The organism is Micromonospora sp. NBC_01405 (assembly GCF_045040155.1).
In the GTDB taxonomy this organism is placed as follows: domain Bacteria; phylum Actinomycetota; class Actinomycetes; order Mycobacteriales; family Micromonosporaceae; genus Micromonospora.
Genome location: NZ_CP109532.1, coordinates 6,444,459 through 6,464,443, shown reverse-complemented (window position 1 = coordinate 6,464,443; position 19,985 = coordinate 6,444,459). Strand labels below are relative to the sequence as shown.

The following is a 19,985-nucleotide window of genomic DNA, read 5'->3' as shown; positions in this document are numbered from 1 at the left end:
CGGCCCGCTAGCTGGTGCTGGCCCTCCCGCCCTGTCGAGCCACAGTTACGCGCTCAGCTGACGGCAGCGCCGAACCACCTGGGCAGGTGGCTGAGCAGATCCTGCTGGTCTTCACCGACCCACGCCACGTGACCGTCCGGCCGCAGCAGCACGGCGGGCACGTCCAGTTCCTCACTGACGTCGACGACGTGGTCGACCCGATCCGCCCAGCCCGCCACCGAGAGCCGGCCGGTCTGGTCGAGCAGCAGCCCTCGGCCGCCGTGCATCAGGCCGTAGAGGCGCCTCCGCTTCAGCCCCACGTCCCGCAGCCGCCGGCCGAGCAGTTCATGCCCCTCGCCGAAGTCGTAGCGGACCCCGATCGCGGTGATCTTCTCGGTCAGGTACCGGTTCACGTCCTCGAAGTTCATCAGTTCCGCCACCAGCCGGCGCACTGCCAGGGGACCCGGCTCGGTGGACATCAGCACGGTCTGTGCGCGGGTGTTGTCCAGCACGTCGGCAGCCACCGGGCGCCGTTCGGTGTGGTAGCTGTCCAGCAGCCCCTCCGGTGCCCAGCCGTTGACCTCGGCGGCCAGTTTCCAGCCCAGGTTGAACGCGTCCTGGATGCCGAGGTTGAGCCCCTGCCCGCCCAGCGGCGGGTGGACGTGCGCCGCGTCGCCGGCCAGCAGCACCCGGCCGACCCGGTAGCGCTCGGTCAGCCGGGTGGCGTCGCCGAAGCGGGAGAGCCAGCGCGGTGAGTGCACGCCGAAGTCGGTGCCGGCGTGGACCCGCAGCTGTTGCTTGAACTCCTCAAGGGTCGGTGGGACCGTACGGTCCTCGGCCACCCCGTCGGCGGGCACGACGACGCGGTACGCCCCGTCCGCGAGGGGCCCGGCGCCGAACCGCAGTTGCGTCTTGCGGACCTCGGCCACCACGGCGGCCAGCGTCTCCGGCGGCACGGCCACCTCCATCTCGCCCAGCAGCGTGTCGACCCTGGTGGGCTCACCGGGGAAGCCGACGCCGAGCAGCTTGCGCACCGTGCTCCGGCCGCCGTCGCAGCCGACGAGGTAGCGCGAGCGCAACTGCGTGCCGTCGGCCAACTCGACGGTCACCCCGTGGTCGTCCTGGCTCAGCCCGACCAGTTCACAGCCGCGCCGGATCTCGACGCCGACCTCGATGGCGTGCTCGGCCAGCAGGCGATCGGTGATGGTCTGCGGGATGCCGAGGACGTACGGATGTGCGGTGTCCAGCCGGCCGGGCGAAGGCTTGGGGATGCCGGCGAAGAAACCACCGGCCGGGTACTGCTGGCCGAGCGCGAGGAACCGCTCCAGCAGACCGCGTTGGTCCATCACCTCGATGCTGCGCGCGTGCAGGCCGAGCGCGCGGACATACCTGGCCGGCTCCGTCTCCTTCTCCAGGACGAGCGCGTACACGCCGTGCAGCCGCAACTCGCTGGCCAGCATCAAGCCGGTCGGTCCGCCGCCGGCGATGATGACGTCAATCATGGAAACCCCCAATGAACAAGCTTGCATTTCGGCCAGTCGCCCGCGCAGTTCGGCGGCGCGGTGACCCGCACCTCCGCGCCGGGTGCGCGCACCCGCATCGCGAGTCCCACCAGCGGTTCGACGTCCCGCGAGACCCCGCCGTCGACCAGAGGGAACGTACTTCGCGAATCCCTGATTACCGCAGGTTCTGGCTTCGGCTGGAGATTCTGCGGCACGACCCGGGTCTTGCCGCAAGGCCCCCAGTGCGCTATATGTTGAGAGTGGCAAGGAGTGGACAATCTCCTTGCCTTCACCTTTTGTCGGCCCGCTGTGGACGGGCCTGATCGACCTGCTGTAGGTGAGGAACTACCGCTGCGGATTGCGAACGAGCAGCGTCAGCCGGCTGACGATGACCGCGATGCCAGCGGCTGATGCCGCCGCGAGCAGCAGCGTGAAGGTGGGATAGAGGTAGGCCGTCTGAAGCCAGGAGATGTCACGGCCGCGATAGAGGAAGCTCACCACACCGTCAAGCTCGACAAGAAGGGCCAACGGCAGCAGGTAGGGCAGGAGCCGGGCGGCGACCCCCCAGTCAAGACGGCGGTTGGTAGCCCAGCCGTGGGCCTGGCGGATCCCGCGTGCGCCCAGCAGCGCCACGGCGAGCACGAGAACCAGGATGGTGATGTCAATCCAGACCAGGGACGTGTTGGGGCGCGCCGGGGCGCGTCCTTCGATGAGGTCGATGAGGCGCGCCCCGATGGCCTGGGCGTCGCGGTGCAGAGTTCCGGTGTTGGCCATCACCGCGATGCCGTACCCGCTGCCGGGCAGGATGGCCTGGTAGGCGGTGAACGTCATCATGTCGCCGTCGTGTTCGATCAGCGGTGCGCCGGAGCCGGTGGTGTCGCTCTGCCAGCCCAGGCCGTAGTCGTCGGCGGATGGGCGCTGCATGTCGGCGACAGCGTCGGCGGAGACGACCGGCGTGCCGTCGGGGCCGCGGCCGTGGTTGCTCTGGCAGATGAGCCAGGCGGCCATGTCGTGGGCGGTGCTCAGCACAGCGCCGGAGCCGGCGCCGAACGCAGGAGGTTCCGGCAGGGCGACGGGTGTGCCGGCAATCATCAGGTGACCACGGCTGCTGGGTGGTAGCTCGTCGGCGGTGTTGATGGTCCGGCTGTCCACCATGCCGAGGGGGCCGAACACCTGCTGCCGCAGATAGGCGTCGAACGGCTGGCCGCTGACGACTTCGACCAGACGCGCGGCGACCTGGTAATTGGGGTTGTGGTACTCGAACCGGGTGCCCGGGTCGGCCGCCAGGCGGGCGGTACGCATCGAGGCGACCGCTTCCTGCAGGTTGTGCGCCGCAGGGCCGCTGAAGGATTTGTACGTCCGGTCCGACATCCCGGAGGTGTGGTGGAGCAGCTGCCGTACGGTGACCTGCGCGACGCGCTCGTCCGCCAGGGTGAACTCCGGCAGGTAGCTGCGTACGGGAACGTCCAACTGGATGCGGCCGGCGTCGACCAGCTGCAGAACGGTCAGCGCCGTCATGGACTTGCTGACTGAGGCGACAGCCATGACGGTACGGTCCGTGACGGCGTCGCCCTGTGCGGTGTTCCCGTAGCCCGCGGTATGGATCACGGTGCGACCCCGCGTGAGGGCGACTGCGACGCCCGGCACGCCCGTGACCTCGCGGTACGACTGGACCGCCGCGTCTATCGTGGCCGGGATGATCTCCACGGCTGGGGCGGTGGGCGCGGTTGGGGCGGCGAGGATCAGGGCGGTCAGCGTTCGGATCAGCACCGCGCCAGCCTGCGTGGCGACGTCCCCTCGGTGCATCGGACGGTGGTCCGATGCGCGGCGCAATGGCCGTCACTACGGTGACATCCGTGCTGATTCCCCGCCGCGCCCTCCTCGTGGCCGACGTGCTGCTCGCGGTCACCGTCACGGCCGCCGCCGTGCTGCGAACACCGGCTTCCGGCGTGGCGGTGTGGGCGCTGTCCGCGCTCGTCGGCCTGCCGCTCGCGGCCCGCCGCCGGCGGCCGGTGCCCGTCTTGGCGCTCGTCGGCACGGCTGCGGCTGTTGCGATGCTCGCCGGGGTGGGAGCGGAGGTGTCGATGTGGGCCGTCGCGCTCGCGCTCTACCCGGTGGCAATCATCTCGGCCCAGGCCGCGGCGTGGGGTCTGCCGACCGCGCTGGCAGCGGTTCTGCTTCCCGGGCTCACCGACGCTGCCACGAGCCGGTTTCCCCTCATTCCTGTCACGGATGGGGTGGAGTCGTTCAGCACCACGCCCTGGCTGGCGACCGCGATGAGCATCGCCGTCATCGCGGGCTCGTGGGCGCTGGCCTGGGCGGTGCGGAGCAGCCGCCGGCACGCCGCTGAACTGACCCGGCTGCGCACCGCTCGGGCGATCACCGAGGAACGGCTGCGCATCGCCCGGGACGTCCACGACGTCGTCGGACACAATCTCAGCCTGATCGCCATGAACGCCGCCGTCGCACAACACCTGGGCACCGAGCAGAACGCCGCCCTACGCACCATCGAGCAGGTGAGCCGCGGCGCCTTGAACGACGTCCGGGCCGTACTGGGTGGGCTGCGCGACGAACCCTCACCCGATGACCGCCAGGACAGCTCACCCGACCTGGCTGGTGTCGGCGGGCTGATCGAGGCCGCCCGGGCGGCCGGTGTGGACGTCACCGTGGACGGGCCACACCCGTCGGCCGTGCCGGCTGCCGTGCAGACCTCCGCCTACCGCATCCTGCAAGAGGCCCTCACCAACGTGCGCAGGCACGCCAACGCCCGCCATTGCCACGTGAGCGTCACAGCGACGCCCCATGCCCTCACACTCTGCGTGGTCGACGACGGCACCACCACCGCCCGCCGTCACACGGCCACCGGGCACGGGCTGGCAGGGATGCGGGAACGTGCCGCCCTGCACGGCGGCACGTTGACAACCGGCCCACAGCCGACCGGCGGATTCGCCGTGCGGGCGACCCTCCCGTTCCCGACATGAGCAGCGACGCCATCCGCGTACTGCTGGCAGACGACGAACCCCTGTTCCGAGCCACCGTCCGCCGCCTGCTCGACGCCAGCCCCGGCATCACCGTCGCCGCCGAAGCAGGCACCGGACGCGAAGCCCTCGCACTCGCCGCCGAGCATCGTCCCGACATTGCCCTCATGGACGTCCGCATGCCGGACATCGACGGCATCACCGCGACCGCACAGCTCACCGCCAGTCCTCACCCGCCCCGGGTGCTCATCCTGACCACCTTTGACCTCGACGACCACGTCTACCGGGCACTGCATGCCGGCGCCAGTGGCTTCCTCCTCAAGGACACCACCCCACCCCGGCTGCTCGACGCGATCCACACCGTGGCCGCGGGCGAGGCACTGCTCGCCCCCACCGTCACCCGCCGCCTCATCGCGGCCTTCACCAACCGGCCGACCGCCTCCCGACCCCTCGACGGCGTGACGCCCCGCGAACGCGAAGTCCTGACGCTCATCACCCGAGGCCTGTCCAATCCCGAGATTCAAGCTGCCCTGCACATCAGCCGCGCCACCCTCAAGACACATGTCGGACGGCTGCTGACCAAACTGGGAGCCCGGGACCGCGCCCAACTCGTCATCGCCGGCTACCAAGCACGCCTACCCGAGGAGCCGTCGCTCGCCACGAACAACCACTCCCTCGAATGACTTTCGTTTTCTGACGGTCGCTCCCGTGGGGTTCAGCGGCCCGCCCGGAAGTTCTCAAAAAGTTCCCCACCCCAGCGGTCACGCCCGCGTCTCGACCGGGCGGGCAGAAGCTCGACGCCCTGCGGGCGGCCGGGTACCGGCGCACAGACCCCACACCCGCGTTCCTGGTTGAGCTGTCGGCAAGGATCCTTTGACGATAGATTGATCATCTAGATATAGTTCGCGGTGTGAAGCCGATGCGTGAACCGACGTTCCTCATCCTCACCGCGCTCGCCGGGGCCCCTCGCCACGGGTACGGAATCGTCCAGGAGGTCGAGACCCTCTCCGAAGGGCGGGTCAACCTCCTCACCGGCACGCTCTACACCGCGCTCGACCGGCTGACCGCCGAGGGACTCGTGGAACACGACCGCGACGAGGAAGTCGACGGCCGGGTACGTCACTACTACCGGCTCACCGCGCGAGGGCTGACGGCCCTGACAGCCGAGACGGCCCGGCTGCGCCAACTCACCGGCGCGGCCGAGGCCCGGCTGCGCGCCCTCCGCCCGGGCATCGTCTGATGACGGGGCCGCTCGCCCGGCGGTACCGCCGGCTGCTCTTCTGCTACCCCCGCGCCCACCGCCGCGACGAACTGCTCGCCACCCTGATCGAGGCGACCCCGCCCGGGCGCACCCGGCCGACGGTGCGCGAAGCCGCCAACCTGATCCGGCACGGGCTGCGGGCCCGCCTCGGCCGCCCGGCCAGCCGCACCGTCGCCGCCTGGGCGGTCCTGGCCGCGATCATCAGCGGGGTGTTCGCCGCCGCGTTCGCCACCCGCGCCGGCTGGGAGACGGCCGAACCACTGCCCCGTGCCCCGCAGACCCGGGCCATGCTCGCGGAAGTCCTGCCCGGGCAGGACTTCCGCGGCATCGAGGACGCGCCGGCCATGTTCGTCATCTACGGCCAGCCGATCAGCTGGGCTGCCGCCAACGACATGCTGTTCGGCGACGGCGCCGAATACGCGTTGGATGGCGTCGGCGGCGCCGTCGACGGCATCCCGGGCCAGTCTCCGCAGGAGACGCTCGACCTGACCCGGCAGCGGCTGCGGGAGACCGGCTGGACGGTGTACAGGCCGACCGTGCGCGACATGTACGAGTGCATCGGGCCGCCGTGCGATCCGTCGGCAATTCCGACGGACGCCACCCTGGTCGCGCGGCGCGGGAACACGACGCTGACGATCCAGGTGAACTTCGAGTCCGCCGTGGACACCACGTTCCTGACGGCGATCTTCCAACGGGCGACGCCGCCGGCCGTCTACCCGATCGCGGTCGTCGGCGGTTTCGCGGGCGCGGTCGTCGCCTTCCTGCTGTTCGGCTGGGCAAGCCGCCGCACCGATGGGCGGCGTTTGGCGGGCGGGGCCGTCACGACCCTGTTCGGTGTGACCATGGCCCTGTGGTGGGCGCCGACCCTGTTCGCGGTGCCACTGACCGCGCAGCACCATCTCGACGAACCGCATCCGTCGTGGCACCCGATGTGGGAATGGCTGGGTCAGCCGACGTTCTCGCTGCTCTTCGTCGTCGGTGGCGGCTGCGCCCTGCTCGGCCTGGCGCTGGCCGCACTCCCACGCCCGCGCGCCGAGGCAGTGCCCACGACCGCTTCGTCGTGAACCGAAGGCCTCAACGTCGTCGAGTCGTGGAACCGGGCCAACAGCGTGATCTTTTTCGGCAAGGGTGGCGACATCGCCACCGACCGCCGCGAGAGCAGGAACTGTCCGTGCTCTGCCTGCGCGTGCTGCAGGCCGCGCTGGTCTAGTCAACACCCTCATGGTCCAGGACGTCCTCGCCGACGACGGCTGGGCCGCGCAGCCGATTGACGCTGACCGGCGTGGCCTGACCCGCTGTTCTGGACGCACCTCGCCCCGTACGGCGAGGTCATCAACGGAATCTGTGGAAGCTGCTGACCTGGACGCCGTGACGGGACCTGCCCGACCACTATGGGCCGTGAAAGAGCTGCCATGAGCGGTTGCGGCGGCAAACGGGACGTGGGATCAGATCCCGGGGGCACGCGCACGAGCCGGGTGCTTGTTTGCCGCACCCACGCGGCTTTGGTAGGCATACACCCTTGCCTCTTCTAGGAATGGGGTCACGGTGGCAACAAGCGACTACGACAACTTCGCGAACGCCTACTCGGCGGAGAACGAGTCCGGCCTCTTCAACGCCTACTACGAGCGGCCCGCGATGCTTCGCCTCGCCGGCAACGTCTCGGGCCGCCGAATCCTCGACGCGGGGTGCGGTTCCGGTCCGTTGTCAGCTGAGCTGCGCGCCAAGGGTGCCGTGGTCACCGGCTTCGACGTGAGTGCGGCCATGGTCGACCTGGCCCGCCAGAGGCTGGGTGAAGACGCCGACTTGCACGTGGCGGACCTGAGCGCGCCGCTGCCGTTTCCAGACGCCGAGTTCGATGACGTCGTCGCGTCCCTGGTCCTGCACTACCTGGAGGACTGGTCCGGCCCTCTCGCCGAGCTGCGTCGCGTGCTGAAGCCAGGCGGTCGCCTGATGCTCTCGGTCAACCACCCCGTCGCTCATGCGATCGAGTATCGCAAGTACTTTGCGCTTACCAAGTACTCCGAGGACTACATCATGGACGGCCAGACTGTGTGGCTGACCTTCTGGCACCGGCCGCTACACGCCATGGCAGATGCTTTTGCTGCTGCTGGATTCCGCATCGCGACGATCAGCGAGCCGCCCCCTTCTCCGGACACTCCTGCGGAGCTGCTTCCGCCCGAGCTGGACTCCGGGTCCTTCATGTGTTTCCTCTTCTTCGTCCTCGAGTCCGCCTAACGACCTCGTGCATGGTTGCGAATCCTTGAGTATCGATGATCGTTGTTCGCGTCATGGTGGGTGTTGCGATCATGACGAACCGGCGGTTGACGGGCCTGTCCCGCTCTGTGATTGAGGGCCTGGTCACCGAGGTAGGGCCGCGGTGGCGGGCACAGCACCATGACCAGCTCACCGCGCGGACCCGCCGTCGCCGGATCGGAGCGGGAGCCAAGCACCGGTTCGGGTTCGTTGATCGGCTGCTGGCCACGCTGGTCCATCTACGCCACGGGCTGACCCACGACATAGTGGCCGCCTGGTTCGGTGTCCACCGCTCGACGATCAGCCGCAGCATCGCCGAGATCCGGCCGCTGCTGGCTGAACGCGGCTGCCTGGTGCGCGACGGCGTCCGGCTCCGGACCCTCTCCGACGTGGTGGCCCACCTCGGGCACCACCCGCAGGCGTTGATGGACGCCACCGAAGTCCGCGTGCGTCGGCCGATCGCGGGCCGAGCAGGCCGAGACCGGTTCGTGTCCGGCAAGGTCCGACTCAACACCATCAAAGCCCTGGTGATCTGCGATCCGCTCGGTCGGCTGCTGTTCTGCGGCGAGACACGTCCCGGCTCGATGCACGACCTCACCCAGGCCCGCACCGCCGGCCTGGTCGACCTTCTCCTGAACGCACCCCTGGGCGTGCAGATCCTCGCCGACGCCGGCTACCAGGGCCTGGGCACCGATACCAATGGTGCTGTCATCACCCCAAGGCCCAAGCCGCGCAAACGCCAGACCTCCCTGCCACCGAGCGTCACCGCCGCCCACGAGGCGACCCGCAAACGGCACTCCTCCCAACGCATCCGGGTCGAGCACGCCATCGGACACCTCAAGAACTGGCGGATCCTCGGCCGCTACCACGGCCGACGCGAGTCCTTCGACACCACCATCCGCGCCATCGCCGGACTCCTGTCCGACCACCAACACACCAACCGCACCGAAAACAACCCTGAACGAATCCGTGCCCTACCTGCCGCACCCCACATCCGATGAGACGGCGCAGCTCCTGCTACCGCCAACCACGCACGAGGTCGTTAGGAGGAAACTCCGGGCAGAGCAGGGGAGTCCGGACGTGTGCCCGCGGAGGCGAACTGGCCTGGCTCACATGATCGACAGGACAGGCCGTAGTGGACCGCGGTGACGAGCCCGGCTGGCTACACGGCCCCCAGCGCCGGTACCAGCTCGGAAGTTCTTGGTAAGCGCTTCCAGCCCGTCGACCTTTTCGAGACCCGCACGCGATCGAGGCGTGTGGGCCGGCCGGTACCTCGACGCCGCCGTCCGCGGGCTCCGCTCGGCCGAGGTCGCCGACGAGGTAGCCCTGCACCTGGCCCGGTTCCGCAACCACTTCCACGAGCGGCTCTCCGCCATCGTCCAGCGCGAGGTCGTCGCTTGGCGCACCCACCTCACCGCCAACCGGGGCGCCGGTGGGCTCGACCTGGCTCCGGCGACGGTCAACACCCACCTCGCCTCGCTGTCCGGGTTCACCACCTGGGTGTGCGCTCACGACCCGGTGGCCCTGCCGCTCCCAGGACGCCGAACACGCCGACCCGACCCGGCCCGGCACATCAGCCCCCTGCGCCCCCGCGACCTGCGGCATTCGTTCGCCTTCGCGCTCGCCGAGGCCACCGGCAGCGACGCCTACGAACTCGAACACAGGCTCGGTCACCAGTCCCAGCGCTACACCAACCCACCCGAGGACATCCCCGCCGGCTACATGGAGCACTTGTGATCAACCGCGTTTGCGGCTGGTGACACGTTTCTTACCGGCGCCCCAACGCGACCGGGACGTAGCCGGACCCGTGAACGTGCCTCGGTGGCACTTCGCGAAGTCGCGCCCCCTGGGCTGGTCGTCACGCTGGCCGGCGCGGCCTCGGCCACCGCCGCCCTGATTATTGGATTACTGGTAACGCAAATCCAATAATCAGGGTAGATAAATCGGGTCAAAAGGTCGGTGCATCATAATGACAGTTATGTGCGCCCGCGGGCCCGGATGGGTCGCACCAGTGCACCGAGCGGCTGTTCTGTCCCAGTGGATCTGAGATTTCCCGCTGAAGTCGGGTGGCGGCGACCTCCCGGAGCATTCGCGGGAGCGGAAACAGAGACAGCGCAGGACCGGCGAGGCCGAGGCCCTGTCCAGGATCTCGGACGGCGTAGCGCCGTCGCGGCCTCGCTTAGCGCCGTCGCGGTTACCTGCGGGACCTGCTCGAAGCCAACGGTGCGGACGTTGGCGCCGGCGGCGGGCGGCCCGCTGTTGTCAGCGCGGCGAGCCGCCGAGGCCGGGGGAGTCCGGGATGCCCGTCGAATCGCCCGCTGCCGAGGCGGAGGCCACCGGGCCGGCGGGAGCGGGACTGATCGGGCCAGACCGCACGTCGTCCGCGACGCATTTTGGCCCCGGCTCCCGATACAGGGAGCTGTGGAGGTAGAGGCCAGCCTCGCCGCGCGGCCCGTGGCTCCTCGGTATCAGAGCCAGCACCGCCCCGGCGGGGATCTGATCCGGCCGGAGATGGGCCACATCGACCCCGTCCTCGGTATCCCAGACGAGAGCCGTCTTCACCGCGTATGCCTGGGCGATCCCGACGTGCACCTGAGTGCCCCGGTCCGAGACCGGGCAGGAGGCTGCCGGCTGCGGTGGAAAGACCGCCGCTCGCACGCCGGCCTCGCGCAGGGCCCGGTTGACGCCGTCCGGGTCGGCGATGTGGTGGAACCTGACGGTCACCGTACCGTCCTTGTTGGCGGTCAGCACGTACGCCGCAGCGGTGGGAGCCTGGGCCGTCGTCAGAACCAGCGTGGCCGCCACCGCGAGCACCGCAAGCCCACCCCCGCCGGCGAGCACCAGCCGGGGCCGTCGCCTCAGGACGCCGCGGCTCGCCGGCGCCGGCTGGTCGACCGGGTCGACGACCCGGGTCAGCAGTTCGTCGAGAAGCGCCTGTCGGAAGCGGGTCATCGGATCTCCTCCTGGATGTCGTATGCCGTGCGCAGCCTCGCCCGCGCGCGGAAGAGCCGCACCCGGACCGTCCCGGGCAGGAGGCCCATGGCATGGGCGGCCTCCCTCGGAGTCAGCCCGGCGATGTCGACCAGCTCGATCAGCTCGCGGTCGGTGGTGGACAGCTCGCGCAGGACACCTCGCGCCCGGCGCGCCCGTTGCTCGGCGTCGATCTGCTCCTCGATGCGGACGATGTCGTCCGCGTCGAGGAGCCGACGCCCGGCGAACCGGACCGCGACCTGGCGGTCGGCCTCCCGCTGCCGGTAGAAGCGGCGCAGAGTGTTGTGTGCGATGCCGAGCAGCCAGGCCAACGGCCGGCCGCGCCGCGGATCGAACCCCGTCGCGCCGCCGATCGCGGCGATGAAGGTATCCGCGACGAGATCGGCTACGTCGTGCGGATCACGCAGCCGCCGGGTGAAGTACCGGACCACGTCCGGGTAGTGCTCGGCGTAGAACGCCTCGAGCGCCGCGCGGTCGCTGCCGATGCGGCGGGTCCGTTCTCGCTCGGGCTCGTGCGCGGTCGCCTGTGGCGGGTTGTCTCTCACGTCATCTATTGCCACGGGCCGACGCTGCCGTTACAGCCAGCGGGAGGCCGGCCGTCAGGTCTTGGTCCGGTGCGCCGGGCTGGTGTTCCTCGATGATCAGGTTGACCGTCATGTGCGTCCAGTGTCTGCTCCGGTCGTTCGCACCACAGACCGTCTGGCCCGGATGGTGTTGTTAGCCTCGGCGCATGACCTCGTGTACGCCCGGCGGCACTCCCGACCTGATGTTCATGCTGTCCTGGGCCGGTCAGGCGCTCACCGCCGAGCACGCGTCCGGCCTGGCCCGACTGGGCATTTCGCCGCGCGCGCACTGCGTTCTGCTCCGGGCCCGCGCGGGCGGGCTCACCCAGCGGCAGCTCGGTGAGCTGTGCGGGATCGACAAGACGACGATGGTGGTCACCCTGGACCAGTTGGAGACCGCCGGGCTGGCGCGGCGGCGCCCGTCGCCCAGCGACCGGCGGGCCCGGCTGGTGGAGGTCACTGCGGAAGGCGAGAAGGTCCTCGACCAGGCGCAGCGGATCGCCGCCCGGATCCAGGAGGACGTGCTGGCCGCGCTGCCGGAGCCGGATCGCGCGATCTTCCTGCGGTCGATCGTGAGCCTGGTCGGTGGCCGGCTGCGCGGCGGCCCGTGCGGGAACACCGACTTCTAGTTCCGAGGAAGATAGTTCAGATTCGGATTATCTGCTACGGTCGCATGTGTTGAGTCCTGCGACCGAGGAGCAGCCTGTGAGCACGACCGCCGCGTCCCTTTCCCACACCCCTTCCGTCCGTCGGCGCGCGCTCGGCGTCGCCGCCGCCGTCCTGGCCCCCGCACTGGTCTGGATCGTCGGCGCCCTCGCCGGGGTCGACTACACCGTCGAGAGCCCCGGCCAACCCGCCTTCGTGGTCGGGCTCGCCCCCGTCGTGCTCTTCTCCCTCGTCTCGGCCCTGGTCGGCTGGGTCGGGCTGGTCGTCCTGGAGCGCATCGCGGGCCGCCGGGCGGGCGTCATCTGGACCGCCCTCGCGGTGGTGCTGACCCTGCTCTCCTTCGTCCCGGTCTTCGCCAACGAGGCGACCGTCGGCGCGAAGGTGGCCCTGGGCGCGACGCACCTGGCGGTCGCCGCGGCGCTCATCGCGCTACTGCCGGCCCGCCGCGGCTGACGCCCGGCGGGTCAGGTCCGCGCGCCGCCCAGGCCGAGCAGCACGGCGAGGCCCAGGGCGCTGCGCGGGGTGTACGGCACCCGCCACAGCCCGCCGTGCGCCGCACCGTACGCCTCGTCCTGCCACGGGTGCGGCAGCGCCGGGCCGCCGCCGGTGCGCAGGTCGTGCACCAGGAGCGCGGCCATCAGCGTGTTGCTGGTCGCCGGGTCGAACACCTCGATGCCGAAGCGGTGCGCACCGGCGTACGCGGCGGCGAGCGCCCGGTTACGCAGCACCGAGCGGGTCCGGGTGGGCGGAGCGACCGTGAACGACACGGTCGCCCCCGCGTCGCGGGCGGTCGTCGCCCGCCACCGCTGCAGGCGTTTCGCCAACGCGTAGTTGGGGCCCTGCTGCGGGACGAGGCTGTCGTTGACACCCGGGTCGACGCCCGGCGGGTAGTTGCGGTGCAGGAGCCTTCCGCCGGAGGCGACCCGCAGCGACCGGCGGAGGATGCCGCGCGTGGCGTAGCCCCGCTCGGCGTGCTGCACCGCGTCCCCGGGGACGGCGAAGACGTCGGTGGGGGTGGCCAGGAACGCCAGCGCCACGTCGTCGCGGCGCTCCTGCAACCGCAGCGTCAGCGCGTCCACGGCTGCGGCGACCCGGACGTTGGTCGCGCCGTCGGCGTAGACGTAGTTGCCCAGCACGAGCCGGCCCTCGACGCCGAGCAGCCAGTCGGCCACCTGCGGAAGGTGGTGCAGCAGGTCGGCGCCGGCGCGGGCGGCCAACGCCTCGTCGTCGGGGCCGGTGTCGGCCGGCACGGGCAGGTGGAGCCGGCCGGCGCCACGGCGGGTGGTGTCCAGCAGGCGCCGCCAGATCTCCGGGCGTGGCAGGTCGACCGCGACGACGTCGCCGCCCCAGCGCAGCACCGACGGCAGCGGGCCCATCTCCGCGCCCGCGCCGAGCACCACGATGCGCTGGTCGCGCAGGTCGAGCCAGTCCGGGTTGGCCATGACGACACGTACCGCCTCGGCGCAGGACGGCTCGACGACCCCGGCGGCGACCCACGCGTCGAGCCGGCGGCACAGGTCGTCGCCGCGCAACCGTCGACCCCGGTACGGCAGCGACAGCTCACGCTCGGCCTCACCTGCGCCGGCGATCGTGGCCGTCCGCAGCGGCTCGACCTGGGCGGGGGTGGCGAACACATCGCCGAGGCCCACCTCGACGCCGTCGGCCCGGAGCACGGTCATCCGGCGGTGCAGCGACGCGAGCCCGTCGCGGGCGATCGTCACCGCCGCGTCACGGGAGAGCAGCCCGGCCTCGACGAGCCGCCGGAAGTGCCCGAGGTATCCGTGCCGCCAGTCGGTCTCGTGTTCCACCGCACGCGTGCCGACCGGATCAACGGCGCGCAGAGCGTCGGCGACGACCGCCCGCCCCAGCGCGGACGTACTGCGCCCCGCGTCGGTTCTTGGAAACACCACCCCGGTCGGATTCGCCACGAACTCCACCTCTCCGCACCGATGCTGCGCCAACGGTGACACTCTGCCGCACCGGGCGGCGTCGTGCAGAGCCGGCTCGGTGGTGCTGAAGTGGATGCTGTCCGCGGCCGGCCCGAACAGGCCCCGGCCGCGCGGCACTCGCCGCGGCTGGGGCCTGTTCCGGTCTACGACGTCGACGCAGAGGAACAGCCGTGGGGTGTGACCTTTGCGGTTGTCCGTTCGGCCGAGCGGGGATGGCTGTCGAGGTGCGTGTCACTGAGGTGTGCGATGACGAGCAAGACGGTTGTTCGTCCCCTAAGCCGCCGAACCCGGGCCGACTCCTCGGCACTGCACCACCTGATCCGGTGCTGGTCGATGGGGCCCGGATCACCTTCGTTGAGAACCCGCACCGCCGACGCCGCGCCGCTCGTGCCGCGCGGCCTGCCGTGGCGTCGGCGGTCGGGGCTGTTCGTCGGGCACCCCGATCAGGTCGGCGAAGCGCGGGTCGGCGGCGAGCAGCGGGCGCGCCCCGAACAGTGCCATCGCCGTCAGCAGCTCGTCGGTGCCGCGTTCGCTCCACGCCGGCCGTCGCTGCGGGTCCAGGTCGGCATGCGTGCGCCGGGCCTGGCGCAGCAGCCGGCGGGCGGTGGCTCCGATCTCCGGCACCTCGCACAGCCACCACCCGCCGAGCAGGGTCACCCCGCAGCCCAGCAGCAGACCGACGACGGAGGCGGGGCCACCGGCGTCGCGGGACTGCACCGCGCTCTCCACCAGCCGCAGGATTCCGACGGCGGCGACGGCGAACATCGGCACCGCGCCGAGAGCGATGCGCCGGCGCTGCCACCGGGTCAGCAGCCACCCGTCGCGCAGCAGGCCGGCGACCAGCCGGCGCAGCGCCCGGTTGAGCCCGGGGTCGGCGAGGACGGCCGCCCAGGTCTGTGGCCGCCGCACCGCGGCGTGCACCGCCCGGACCAGGGGCGCCGCCCTGGCCGGAGGCGGGGCGACGGCGACCATGGTGGCCAGTTCCGCCGGCTGGACGGCGTCCGCGCGGCGCAGCGAGGCCGCGGCGACCTGGCAGGCCAGCGCCGCCCGGTCGGTCAGGTACGCCAGCTCGATCAGCCCCGGCTCACCGCCCCGGGTGCGCCGGCCGGTCAACCGGCGCACCAGCAGCGCGACGGCGAGCGCGGCGACGACCGCCACCGCGTAGTCCAACAGAAAGTGCGGACCGTCGACACCCCAGAGCACGTGATCAAGTATGCGGGTGGAACCGTTGGCGGGGTGCCCCGCCTTCCCTCCGGGCTTGGTCGTCGTGCCGTCGAAGCTCATCCGCTTCGGGCCATCTCCCGGTCGGCGATCGCGCGGAAGCCGTGCGGCGGGCGGCCGGTGGGGGCGCTGGACGACGTCGGCGGGGCGGTGCGCGGCTCCTCACAAGCAGTCCACCGGGGCCGGGGCGGGAAACCGGTCGGGCGCGCCTCACCGCCGATCCGACCGAGGGCTGAGAGTCTTTCTCGCATGTCGCGTCCCGAGTTTCCGGTGCCCTCGCGTGGTGCGGCCCGCCCGGCCCTGCGCGGGGCCGGGCCGGGTGACTTCACCGAGGCGTGGCTGCGTAACCGGCGGCTGTCCGAGCACACCCGCGACGCGTACCGGCGGGACGTGGCCGGCTGGTTGGCCTGGTGCGCCGTGCGCGAGCTGGACCCGCTGCGGGCGAACTTCCTCGACGTCAACACCTACGGCCGGGAGCTGGAGAGCGCCCCGGCGGCGCGCACGGGCCGGCCGTTGACCCCGGCCACGGTGGCCCGCAAACTGTCGGCCCTGTCCAGCTGGTACGACTTCCTGGTCAAGTTGCGCGCCGTCGAGGCGAACCCGGTCTCCGGCGCCGACCGGCCCCGCGTCGACCGGGACCACTCGGCGACGGTGGGTCTCACCCCCGAGGAGGTGGACATGCTGTTGGCCGCCGTGGAGGCCGAGGCCGGGCCGACCGCGGCGCGTAACCGGGCGGCGGTGGCGCTGCTGGCGGACCTGGGACTGCGGGTGGGGGAGTTGGTCTCGCTGGACCTGGCCGATCTGGGCGCGGAGCGGGGACACCGCAGCGTCCGGTTCGTCGGCAAGGGCGGCAAGCCGCGCCGGCGGGCGTTGACCCCGTCGACCACGTACGCGGTCGACGCCTACCTGGCCGAGCGGGCGGCGCAGGCCCGGGTGACGGTGCCCGAGTTGACCGGGCCGCTGCTGGTGACCGCGACCGGTGGCCGACTGGACCGGCACTCGGTGTTCCGGTTGGTCCGCCGGTTGGCGCGGACGGCCGGCATCCCGGCGTGGGCGAAGCTGTCCCCGCACTCGTTGCGGCACGCGTTCGCCACCACCGCCCGCGCGGAGGGGGTGCCGCTGGAGGACGTGCAGGACGCCATGGGCCACGCCGACCCGCGCACCACCCGCCGCTACGACCGGGACCGGCACAACCTCGACCGGGACCCGGCGTACGTGATCTGGGCGGCGCGGGCCCGGCGTCGGAGCTGATACCTATTTCGGAGTGAGGACTCACTCCGAAATAGTGGTGGGATGACGACCCCTGCCTCGCCCCGACGCCGCGCACCGGGCATGACCCCCGATCGGCGCCGCGCGATGATCGTGCAGGCAGCCCTGCCGTTCGGCGACGACCCCCGCACCCCGGACAACGGCGGCACCGACCACCCCCTGTGCCCGCGCGGGCTGTTCTTCTGCGACGCCGCCAGCGACGTCTACGAGTCGATGTCCCCCGCCTGATGTTTCATCCCGTGCCAGCGGGCTGACCACCGCCTCGGACGTCCCAGCGGCCGGGGGCGCTCAGCAGAGCAGGTCGAGGTGCTGGTGGGCGTCGCCGGAGATGTCCTCGTGGCGCAGCCGCCGCCGGGCCCACAGCCGGGCGGCCACCTCGGCCTGCTCGTCGCCCCACGCGGCGTGCTCGACGAGCAGGGCGCAGGCCAGCGCCGCCGCGAGGCGCAACGCCAGCCCGCGCGCCCCGGCGACCACGTCGGCGGCCCGGGGGTCGGCGGTGACGTCGGCCAGGGCGGTGGTCAGCTCCCCGGTGACCGCGGCGAGGGTGTCGGCCAGGGCGGGGGAGAGTGGCCGGGCCAGGTCCACGGCGGCGGCCAGCCGGCGCAGCAGGGGCACCCCGGCGTCCTCCCGGGTGACGGCGCGCAGCACGTCCAGGGCGAGCACGTTGGTGGTGCCCTCCCAGATCGGCAGGACCTGCGCGTCGCGCAGCAGCCGGGGCACGCCGGTGTCCTCGACGTACCCGGCGCCGCCGAAGCACTCCACGTACTCGCTGGCGGAGCCGACGGCGAGCCGGCCGGTGGCGAGCTTGGCCAGCGGGGCGACCACCCGCAGCTCGGCGGCGGCGTCCGGGTCGGCGCCCACCTCCACCCGGCCGAGCAGCGCGAACGCGTGCCCGGCCAGGGCGAACGCGGCGGCGGCGTCGACGGCGAGGGCGCCGAGGGTGGCCCGGTGCAGCGGGTTGTCGGCCAGCCGCCCGCCCGCGACGGCACGGGCGTCGGCGTACGCGCGGGCGTAGGCCAGGCCGCGGCGCATCCCGCCGGCCGCGGCACAGGCGTTGTGCACCCGGGTCACCACCACCAGGGTCATCGCCCGGACCAGGCCGGCCACGGCCGGGTCGCCCAGCGGCAGCGCGTACGCGTCGCGCAGCCCGATCTCGGCCGTCGGCAGCGCCCGGGTGCCCAGCTTGTCCTTGAGCCGGTGCACGGTCACCCCGGGCGCCGGCGTGTCGGCGGCGGCGGCGCCTGCCAGCGGCGAGTCGGCGGCGTAGCGGGGCACCAGGAACGGGGCGAGGACCCGGCTGCCCCGGCCGGCGCCCTCGGGCCGCGCCAGGGCCACCGCCATCGGGGCGTCGGCGGCGGAGCAGAACCACTTGTCCCCGGTCAGCCGCCACGACCCGTCGGCGGCGGGCCGGGCGGTGGTGGTGGAGCGGGACAGGTCGGAGCCGCCCTGCGATTCGGTCATCCACTGCCCGCTGACGATTGCCGTGTCCGGGTCGGTGGAGGTGAGCCGGGGCAGCCACGCGTCGCGGACGCCCGCGTCGACCTCGGGGAGGCTGAGCAGCGCCGCCGCGCCGTCGGCCATCGCCACCGGGCAGGAGAAGGTGGCCGACTCCGGCCCGTACAGGTGCAGCAGGGCGTGCTGGACGACGCGGGTGGCGGCGCCCCACGTGCCGCGCGCCGATTCCAGGTAGGGCAGGGCGACCACGGCGTGCCGGGCGGCGGCGGCGCGCTGGGCCTGCCAGCCGGCGGAGGTGTCGACGCGGTCGACGCGGGCGCCCCACGGGTCGTAGCGGACCAGGGTCGGCGGGTGGGCCTCGGCGTCGGCGTGCGCGGCGCGCAGCGGCCCGGTCACGTCGGCGGCCAGGTCGGTCAGCGGGCCCTGCGCGGCGGCGTGTCCGTCCTGGCCGAGCTGCCGTCGCAGCCAGGACCGCAGCAGGCGGTCCCCGGTGTACGGGTCCTCGGGGGTGGGCACCGGCTGCACGTAACGGGTCATCGTCTCGCCTCCGGGGCGCTCGCGTCGGGGTGTGCGCCGACGGTAGACGATGTGTGCCCCGGAGGCGACCGGGGGCGAGTTGCTGCGGGCCGACGGCCGGCCGCCTACGGTCGGAGGTGATGGGCGGTGAGCGATCGTGGAGCCGGCCGGCCCGGCGGCGCCGGCCGGTGCGCACCGGGCTGCTGGCCGCCGGCGCGGGGCTGGGGTTGTGCCTGGTCGGGGTGGCCGGCCTGGGGGCGTGGAACGTGCAGGTGGTGACCGGGTCCAGCGGCCCGGTGCGGGAGACCGCCGACGGATTCCTGCGGGAGATGTCCGCCGGCGACGTCGACCGGGCCTACGGGCGGTTGTGCGCCGACACGCGCAGCCGGTGGAGCGCGGCGGGCTTCGCCGCGTGGCTGCGGACCCCGCCGCAGGTCACCGGCTACGAGATCGCCGACGTGGCGGTGGCCACCCGAGGCGGCCGTCCCCGGGGCACGGTGGCGGTGCGGCTGACCCGCGACGGCGGCGGCAGCGAACAGCGGGACCTGCCCGTGGTGCGGGAGTCCGACGGCTGGCGGGTGTGCGGGGACCCGTACTGACCCGTCGGCGGTGTTACCGGCCGCCGAGGTCCCCGGAGCGGTAGTGCCGCCGGCACAGCACCTGGTAGCGCACCTGCGCGCTGTTCGCGGTGTCGCCGATGACGACCTGTTCGCCCTCGCGGACGACCCGGCCGCCGACGACGCGGGCGTTGAGCAGTCCCTCCCGGCCGCACCAGCACAGCACCTCCACCTGGATGCGGGCGACGGAGTCGGCCAGCTCGAACAGCCGCCGGGCGGCGGGGAACAGGCAGGACCGGAAGTCGGTGGCCAGGCCGAAGGCGTACACGTCGACGTCGTAGTTGTCGACCAGCTCGGCCATCTGCTCGATGTGTTCGAGGTCGTAGAACGACGCCTCGTCGCAGATGAGGTAGTCCACCCGGACCCCCTCGGCCCAGGCGTCGCGGACCAGGTCGCGCAGGTCGAGGCCGTCGGTGACCTCGATCGCGGAGTGGGCCAGCCCGATGCGGGTGGTGACCTGCGGGCCCAGCGACCGGTCGATGCGGGTGGTGACCAGGCCACGGCGACCCTGCCGGGCGTGGTTGTAGTTCATCTGCAACGCCATCGTGGACTTGCCGCAGTCCATCGGCCCCCAGAAGAACTTCAGCGCGGCGGCGTGCAGCGGGCGGCCATCGACGCCCCGGGCTGCGGCGCAGCCGGCACGGGTGTCGTCCGGGCCGGGGAGGGGCCGGGCCAGGCAGATCGGGGCGGCGTCGTCGGTCACGTCGGGGCAGCCTAGCCCATCGACGGCTGGCAATCGGTCCGGTGCGTGGGCCCGGGATGCGG

The 19,985-nt window shown here is 72.2% G+C and carries 20 protein-coding genes; 12 read left to right on the top strand and 8 right to left on the bottom strand.

The window, feature by feature from the left end:
- Positions 1-53: 53 nt before the first annotated feature.
- Both rox and OG559_RS27920 read right to left on the bottom strand, forming a co-directional pair.
- Positions 54-1,481, bottom strand: a complete 1,428-nt coding sequence (rox, locus tag OG559_RS27925) for a rifampin monooxygenase (RefSeq protein WP_405109131.1) — start codon at positions 1,479-1,481, stop codon at positions 54-56.
- Positions 1,482-1,826: 345 nt separating this feature from the next.
- Positions 1,827-3,251 carry a serine hydrolase domain-containing protein gene (locus tag OG559_RS27920; protein ID WP_405109128.1) on the bottom strand — a complete coding sequence of 475 codons (1,425 nt, stop codon included), beginning with the start codon at positions 3,249-3,251 and terminating at the stop codon, positions 1,827-1,829.
- An 86-nt stretch (positions 3,252-3,337) separates the two neighbouring features.
- On the opposite strand from OG559_RS27920, the gene OG559_RS27915 reads away from it, so the two are divergent.
- The 7 genes from OG559_RS27915 to OG559_RS27885 all read left to right on the top strand — a co-directional run bounded on the left by OG559_RS27915 (position 3,338) and on the right by OG559_RS27885 (position 9,710).
- On the top strand, positions 3,338-4,462 hold the full coding sequence (locus OG559_RS27915; protein WP_405109125.1) for a sensor histidine kinase: 1,125 nt from the start codon (positions 3,338-3,340) through the stop codon (positions 4,460-4,462).
- A complete protein-coding gene (locus tag OG559_RS27910) occupies positions 4,459-5,142 on the top strand; it encodes a response regulator (RefSeq protein ID WP_405109122.1) in 684 nt (227 codons plus the stop codon). The genes OG559_RS27915 and OG559_RS27910 overlap by 4 nt, the downstream gene beginning before the upstream one ends.
- 236 nt (positions 5,143-5,378) lie before the next feature.
- The gene (locus tag OG559_RS27905) at positions 5,379-5,699 is read left to right on the top strand and encodes a PadR family transcriptional regulator (protein ID WP_405109119.1); all 321 of its coding nucleotides are present in this window, start codon (positions 5,379-5,381) and stop codon (positions 5,697-5,699) included.
- Positions 5,699-6,784: a hypothetical protein gene (locus OG559_RS27900; RefSeq protein WP_405109116.1), complete on the top strand. Its 1,086-nt coding sequence runs from the start codon at positions 5,699-5,701 to the stop codon at positions 6,782-6,784. Before OG559_RS27905 ends, OG559_RS27900 begins: the two co-directional genes overlap by 1 nt.
- 481 nt (positions 6,785-7,265) lie before the next feature.
- A complete protein-coding gene (locus tag OG559_RS27895) occupies positions 7,266-7,955 on the top strand; it encodes a class I SAM-dependent methyltransferase (RefSeq protein ID WP_405109114.1) in 690 nt (229 codons plus the stop codon).
- Positions 7,956-8,026: 71 nt separating this feature from the next.
- Positions 8,027-8,974: a transposase family protein gene (locus tag OG559_RS27890; protein ID WP_405109111.1), complete on the top strand. Its 948-nt coding sequence runs from the start codon at positions 8,027-8,029 to the stop codon at positions 8,972-8,974.
- 253 nt (positions 8,975-9,227) lie between these two features.
- Positions 9,228-9,710, top strand: a complete 483-nt coding sequence (locus tag OG559_RS27885) for a hypothetical protein (protein ID WP_405109108.1) — start codon at positions 9,228-9,230, stop codon at positions 9,708-9,710.
- A gap of 525 nt (positions 9,711-10,235) precedes the next feature.
- Here the strand turns inward: OG559_RS27885 and OG559_RS27880 are convergent.
- Complete coding sequence (locus OG559_RS27880) at positions 10,236-10,925, bottom strand: hypothetical protein (protein ID WP_405109106.1); 690 nt, start codon at positions 10,923-10,925, stop codon at positions 10,236-10,238.
- On the bottom strand, positions 10,922-11,509 hold the full coding sequence (locus tag OG559_RS27875; protein WP_405109103.1) for an RNA polymerase sigma factor: 588 nt from the start codon (positions 11,507-11,509) through the stop codon (positions 10,922-10,924). Before OG559_RS27875 ends, OG559_RS27880 begins: the two co-directional genes overlap by 4 nt.
- 185 nt (positions 11,510-11,694) lie before the next feature.
- Here OG559_RS27875 and OG559_RS27870 point away from each other — a divergent pair, with 185 nt between their 5' ends.
- Positions 11,695-12,156, top strand: coding sequence for a MarR family winged helix-turn-helix transcriptional regulator (locus OG559_RS27870; protein WP_405109101.1), 462 nt, complete (start codon positions 11,695-11,697; stop codon positions 12,154-12,156).
- A 76-nt stretch (positions 12,157-12,232) separates the two neighbouring features.
- Complete coding sequence (locus tag OG559_RS27865) at positions 12,233-12,646, top strand: DUF6069 family protein (RefSeq protein WP_405109098.1); 414 nt, start codon at positions 12,233-12,235, stop codon at positions 12,644-12,646.
- An 11-nt stretch (positions 12,647-12,657) separates the two neighbouring features.
- Here OG559_RS27865 and OG559_RS27860 read toward each other — a convergent pair whose 3' ends face one another.
- Both OG559_RS27860 and OG559_RS27855 read right to left on the bottom strand, forming a co-directional pair.
- Entirely contained in the window at positions 12,658-14,121 is a 1,464-nt protein-coding gene (locus OG559_RS27860) for a hypothetical protein (protein WP_405109095.1), read from the bottom strand.
- 366 nt (positions 14,122-14,487) lie between these two features.
- Positions 14,488-15,345, bottom strand: a complete 858-nt coding sequence (locus tag OG559_RS27855; RefSeq protein WP_405109092.1) for a TIGR04222 domain-containing membrane protein — start codon at positions 15,343-15,345, stop codon at positions 14,488-14,490.
- A 267-nt stretch (positions 15,346-15,612) separates the two neighbouring features.
- Between OG559_RS27855 and OG559_RS27850 the strand changes: the two genes are divergently transcribed.
- Together OG559_RS27850 and OG559_RS27845 are read left to right on the top strand one after the other, a co-directional pair.
- On the top strand, positions 15,613-16,614 hold the full coding sequence (locus OG559_RS27850; RefSeq protein WP_405109089.1) for a tyrosine-type recombinase/integrase: 1,002 nt from the start codon (positions 15,613-15,615) through the stop codon (positions 16,612-16,614).
- 42 nt (positions 16,615-16,656) lie between these two features.
- Positions 16,657-16,860, top strand: a complete 204-nt coding sequence (locus OG559_RS27845) for a hypothetical protein (RefSeq protein ID WP_405109086.1) — start codon at positions 16,657-16,659, stop codon at positions 16,858-16,860.
- Between the two features lie 60 nt (positions 16,861-16,920).
- On the opposite strand, the gene OG559_RS27840 is transcribed toward OG559_RS27845, so the two are convergent.
- The gene (locus tag OG559_RS27840; protein WP_405109083.1) at positions 16,921-18,624 is read right to left on the bottom strand and encodes an acyl-CoA dehydrogenase family protein; all 1,704 of its coding nucleotides are present in this window, start codon (positions 18,622-18,624) and stop codon (positions 16,921-16,923) included.
- Between the two features lie 119 nt (positions 18,625-18,743).
- Here OG559_RS27840 and OG559_RS27835 point away from each other — a divergent pair, with 119 nt between their 5' ends.
- Entirely contained in the window at positions 18,744-19,202 is a 459-nt protein-coding gene (locus tag OG559_RS27835) for a hypothetical protein (RefSeq protein WP_405109080.1), read from the top strand.
- A 13-nt stretch (positions 19,203-19,215) separates the two neighbouring features.
- On the opposite strand, the gene OG559_RS27830 is transcribed toward OG559_RS27835, so the two are convergent.
- A complete protein-coding gene (locus OG559_RS27830; RefSeq protein WP_396674264.1) occupies positions 19,216-19,923 on the bottom strand; it encodes a thymidine kinase in 708 nt (235 codons plus the stop codon).
- Positions 19,924-19,985: the final 62 nt, after the last annotated feature.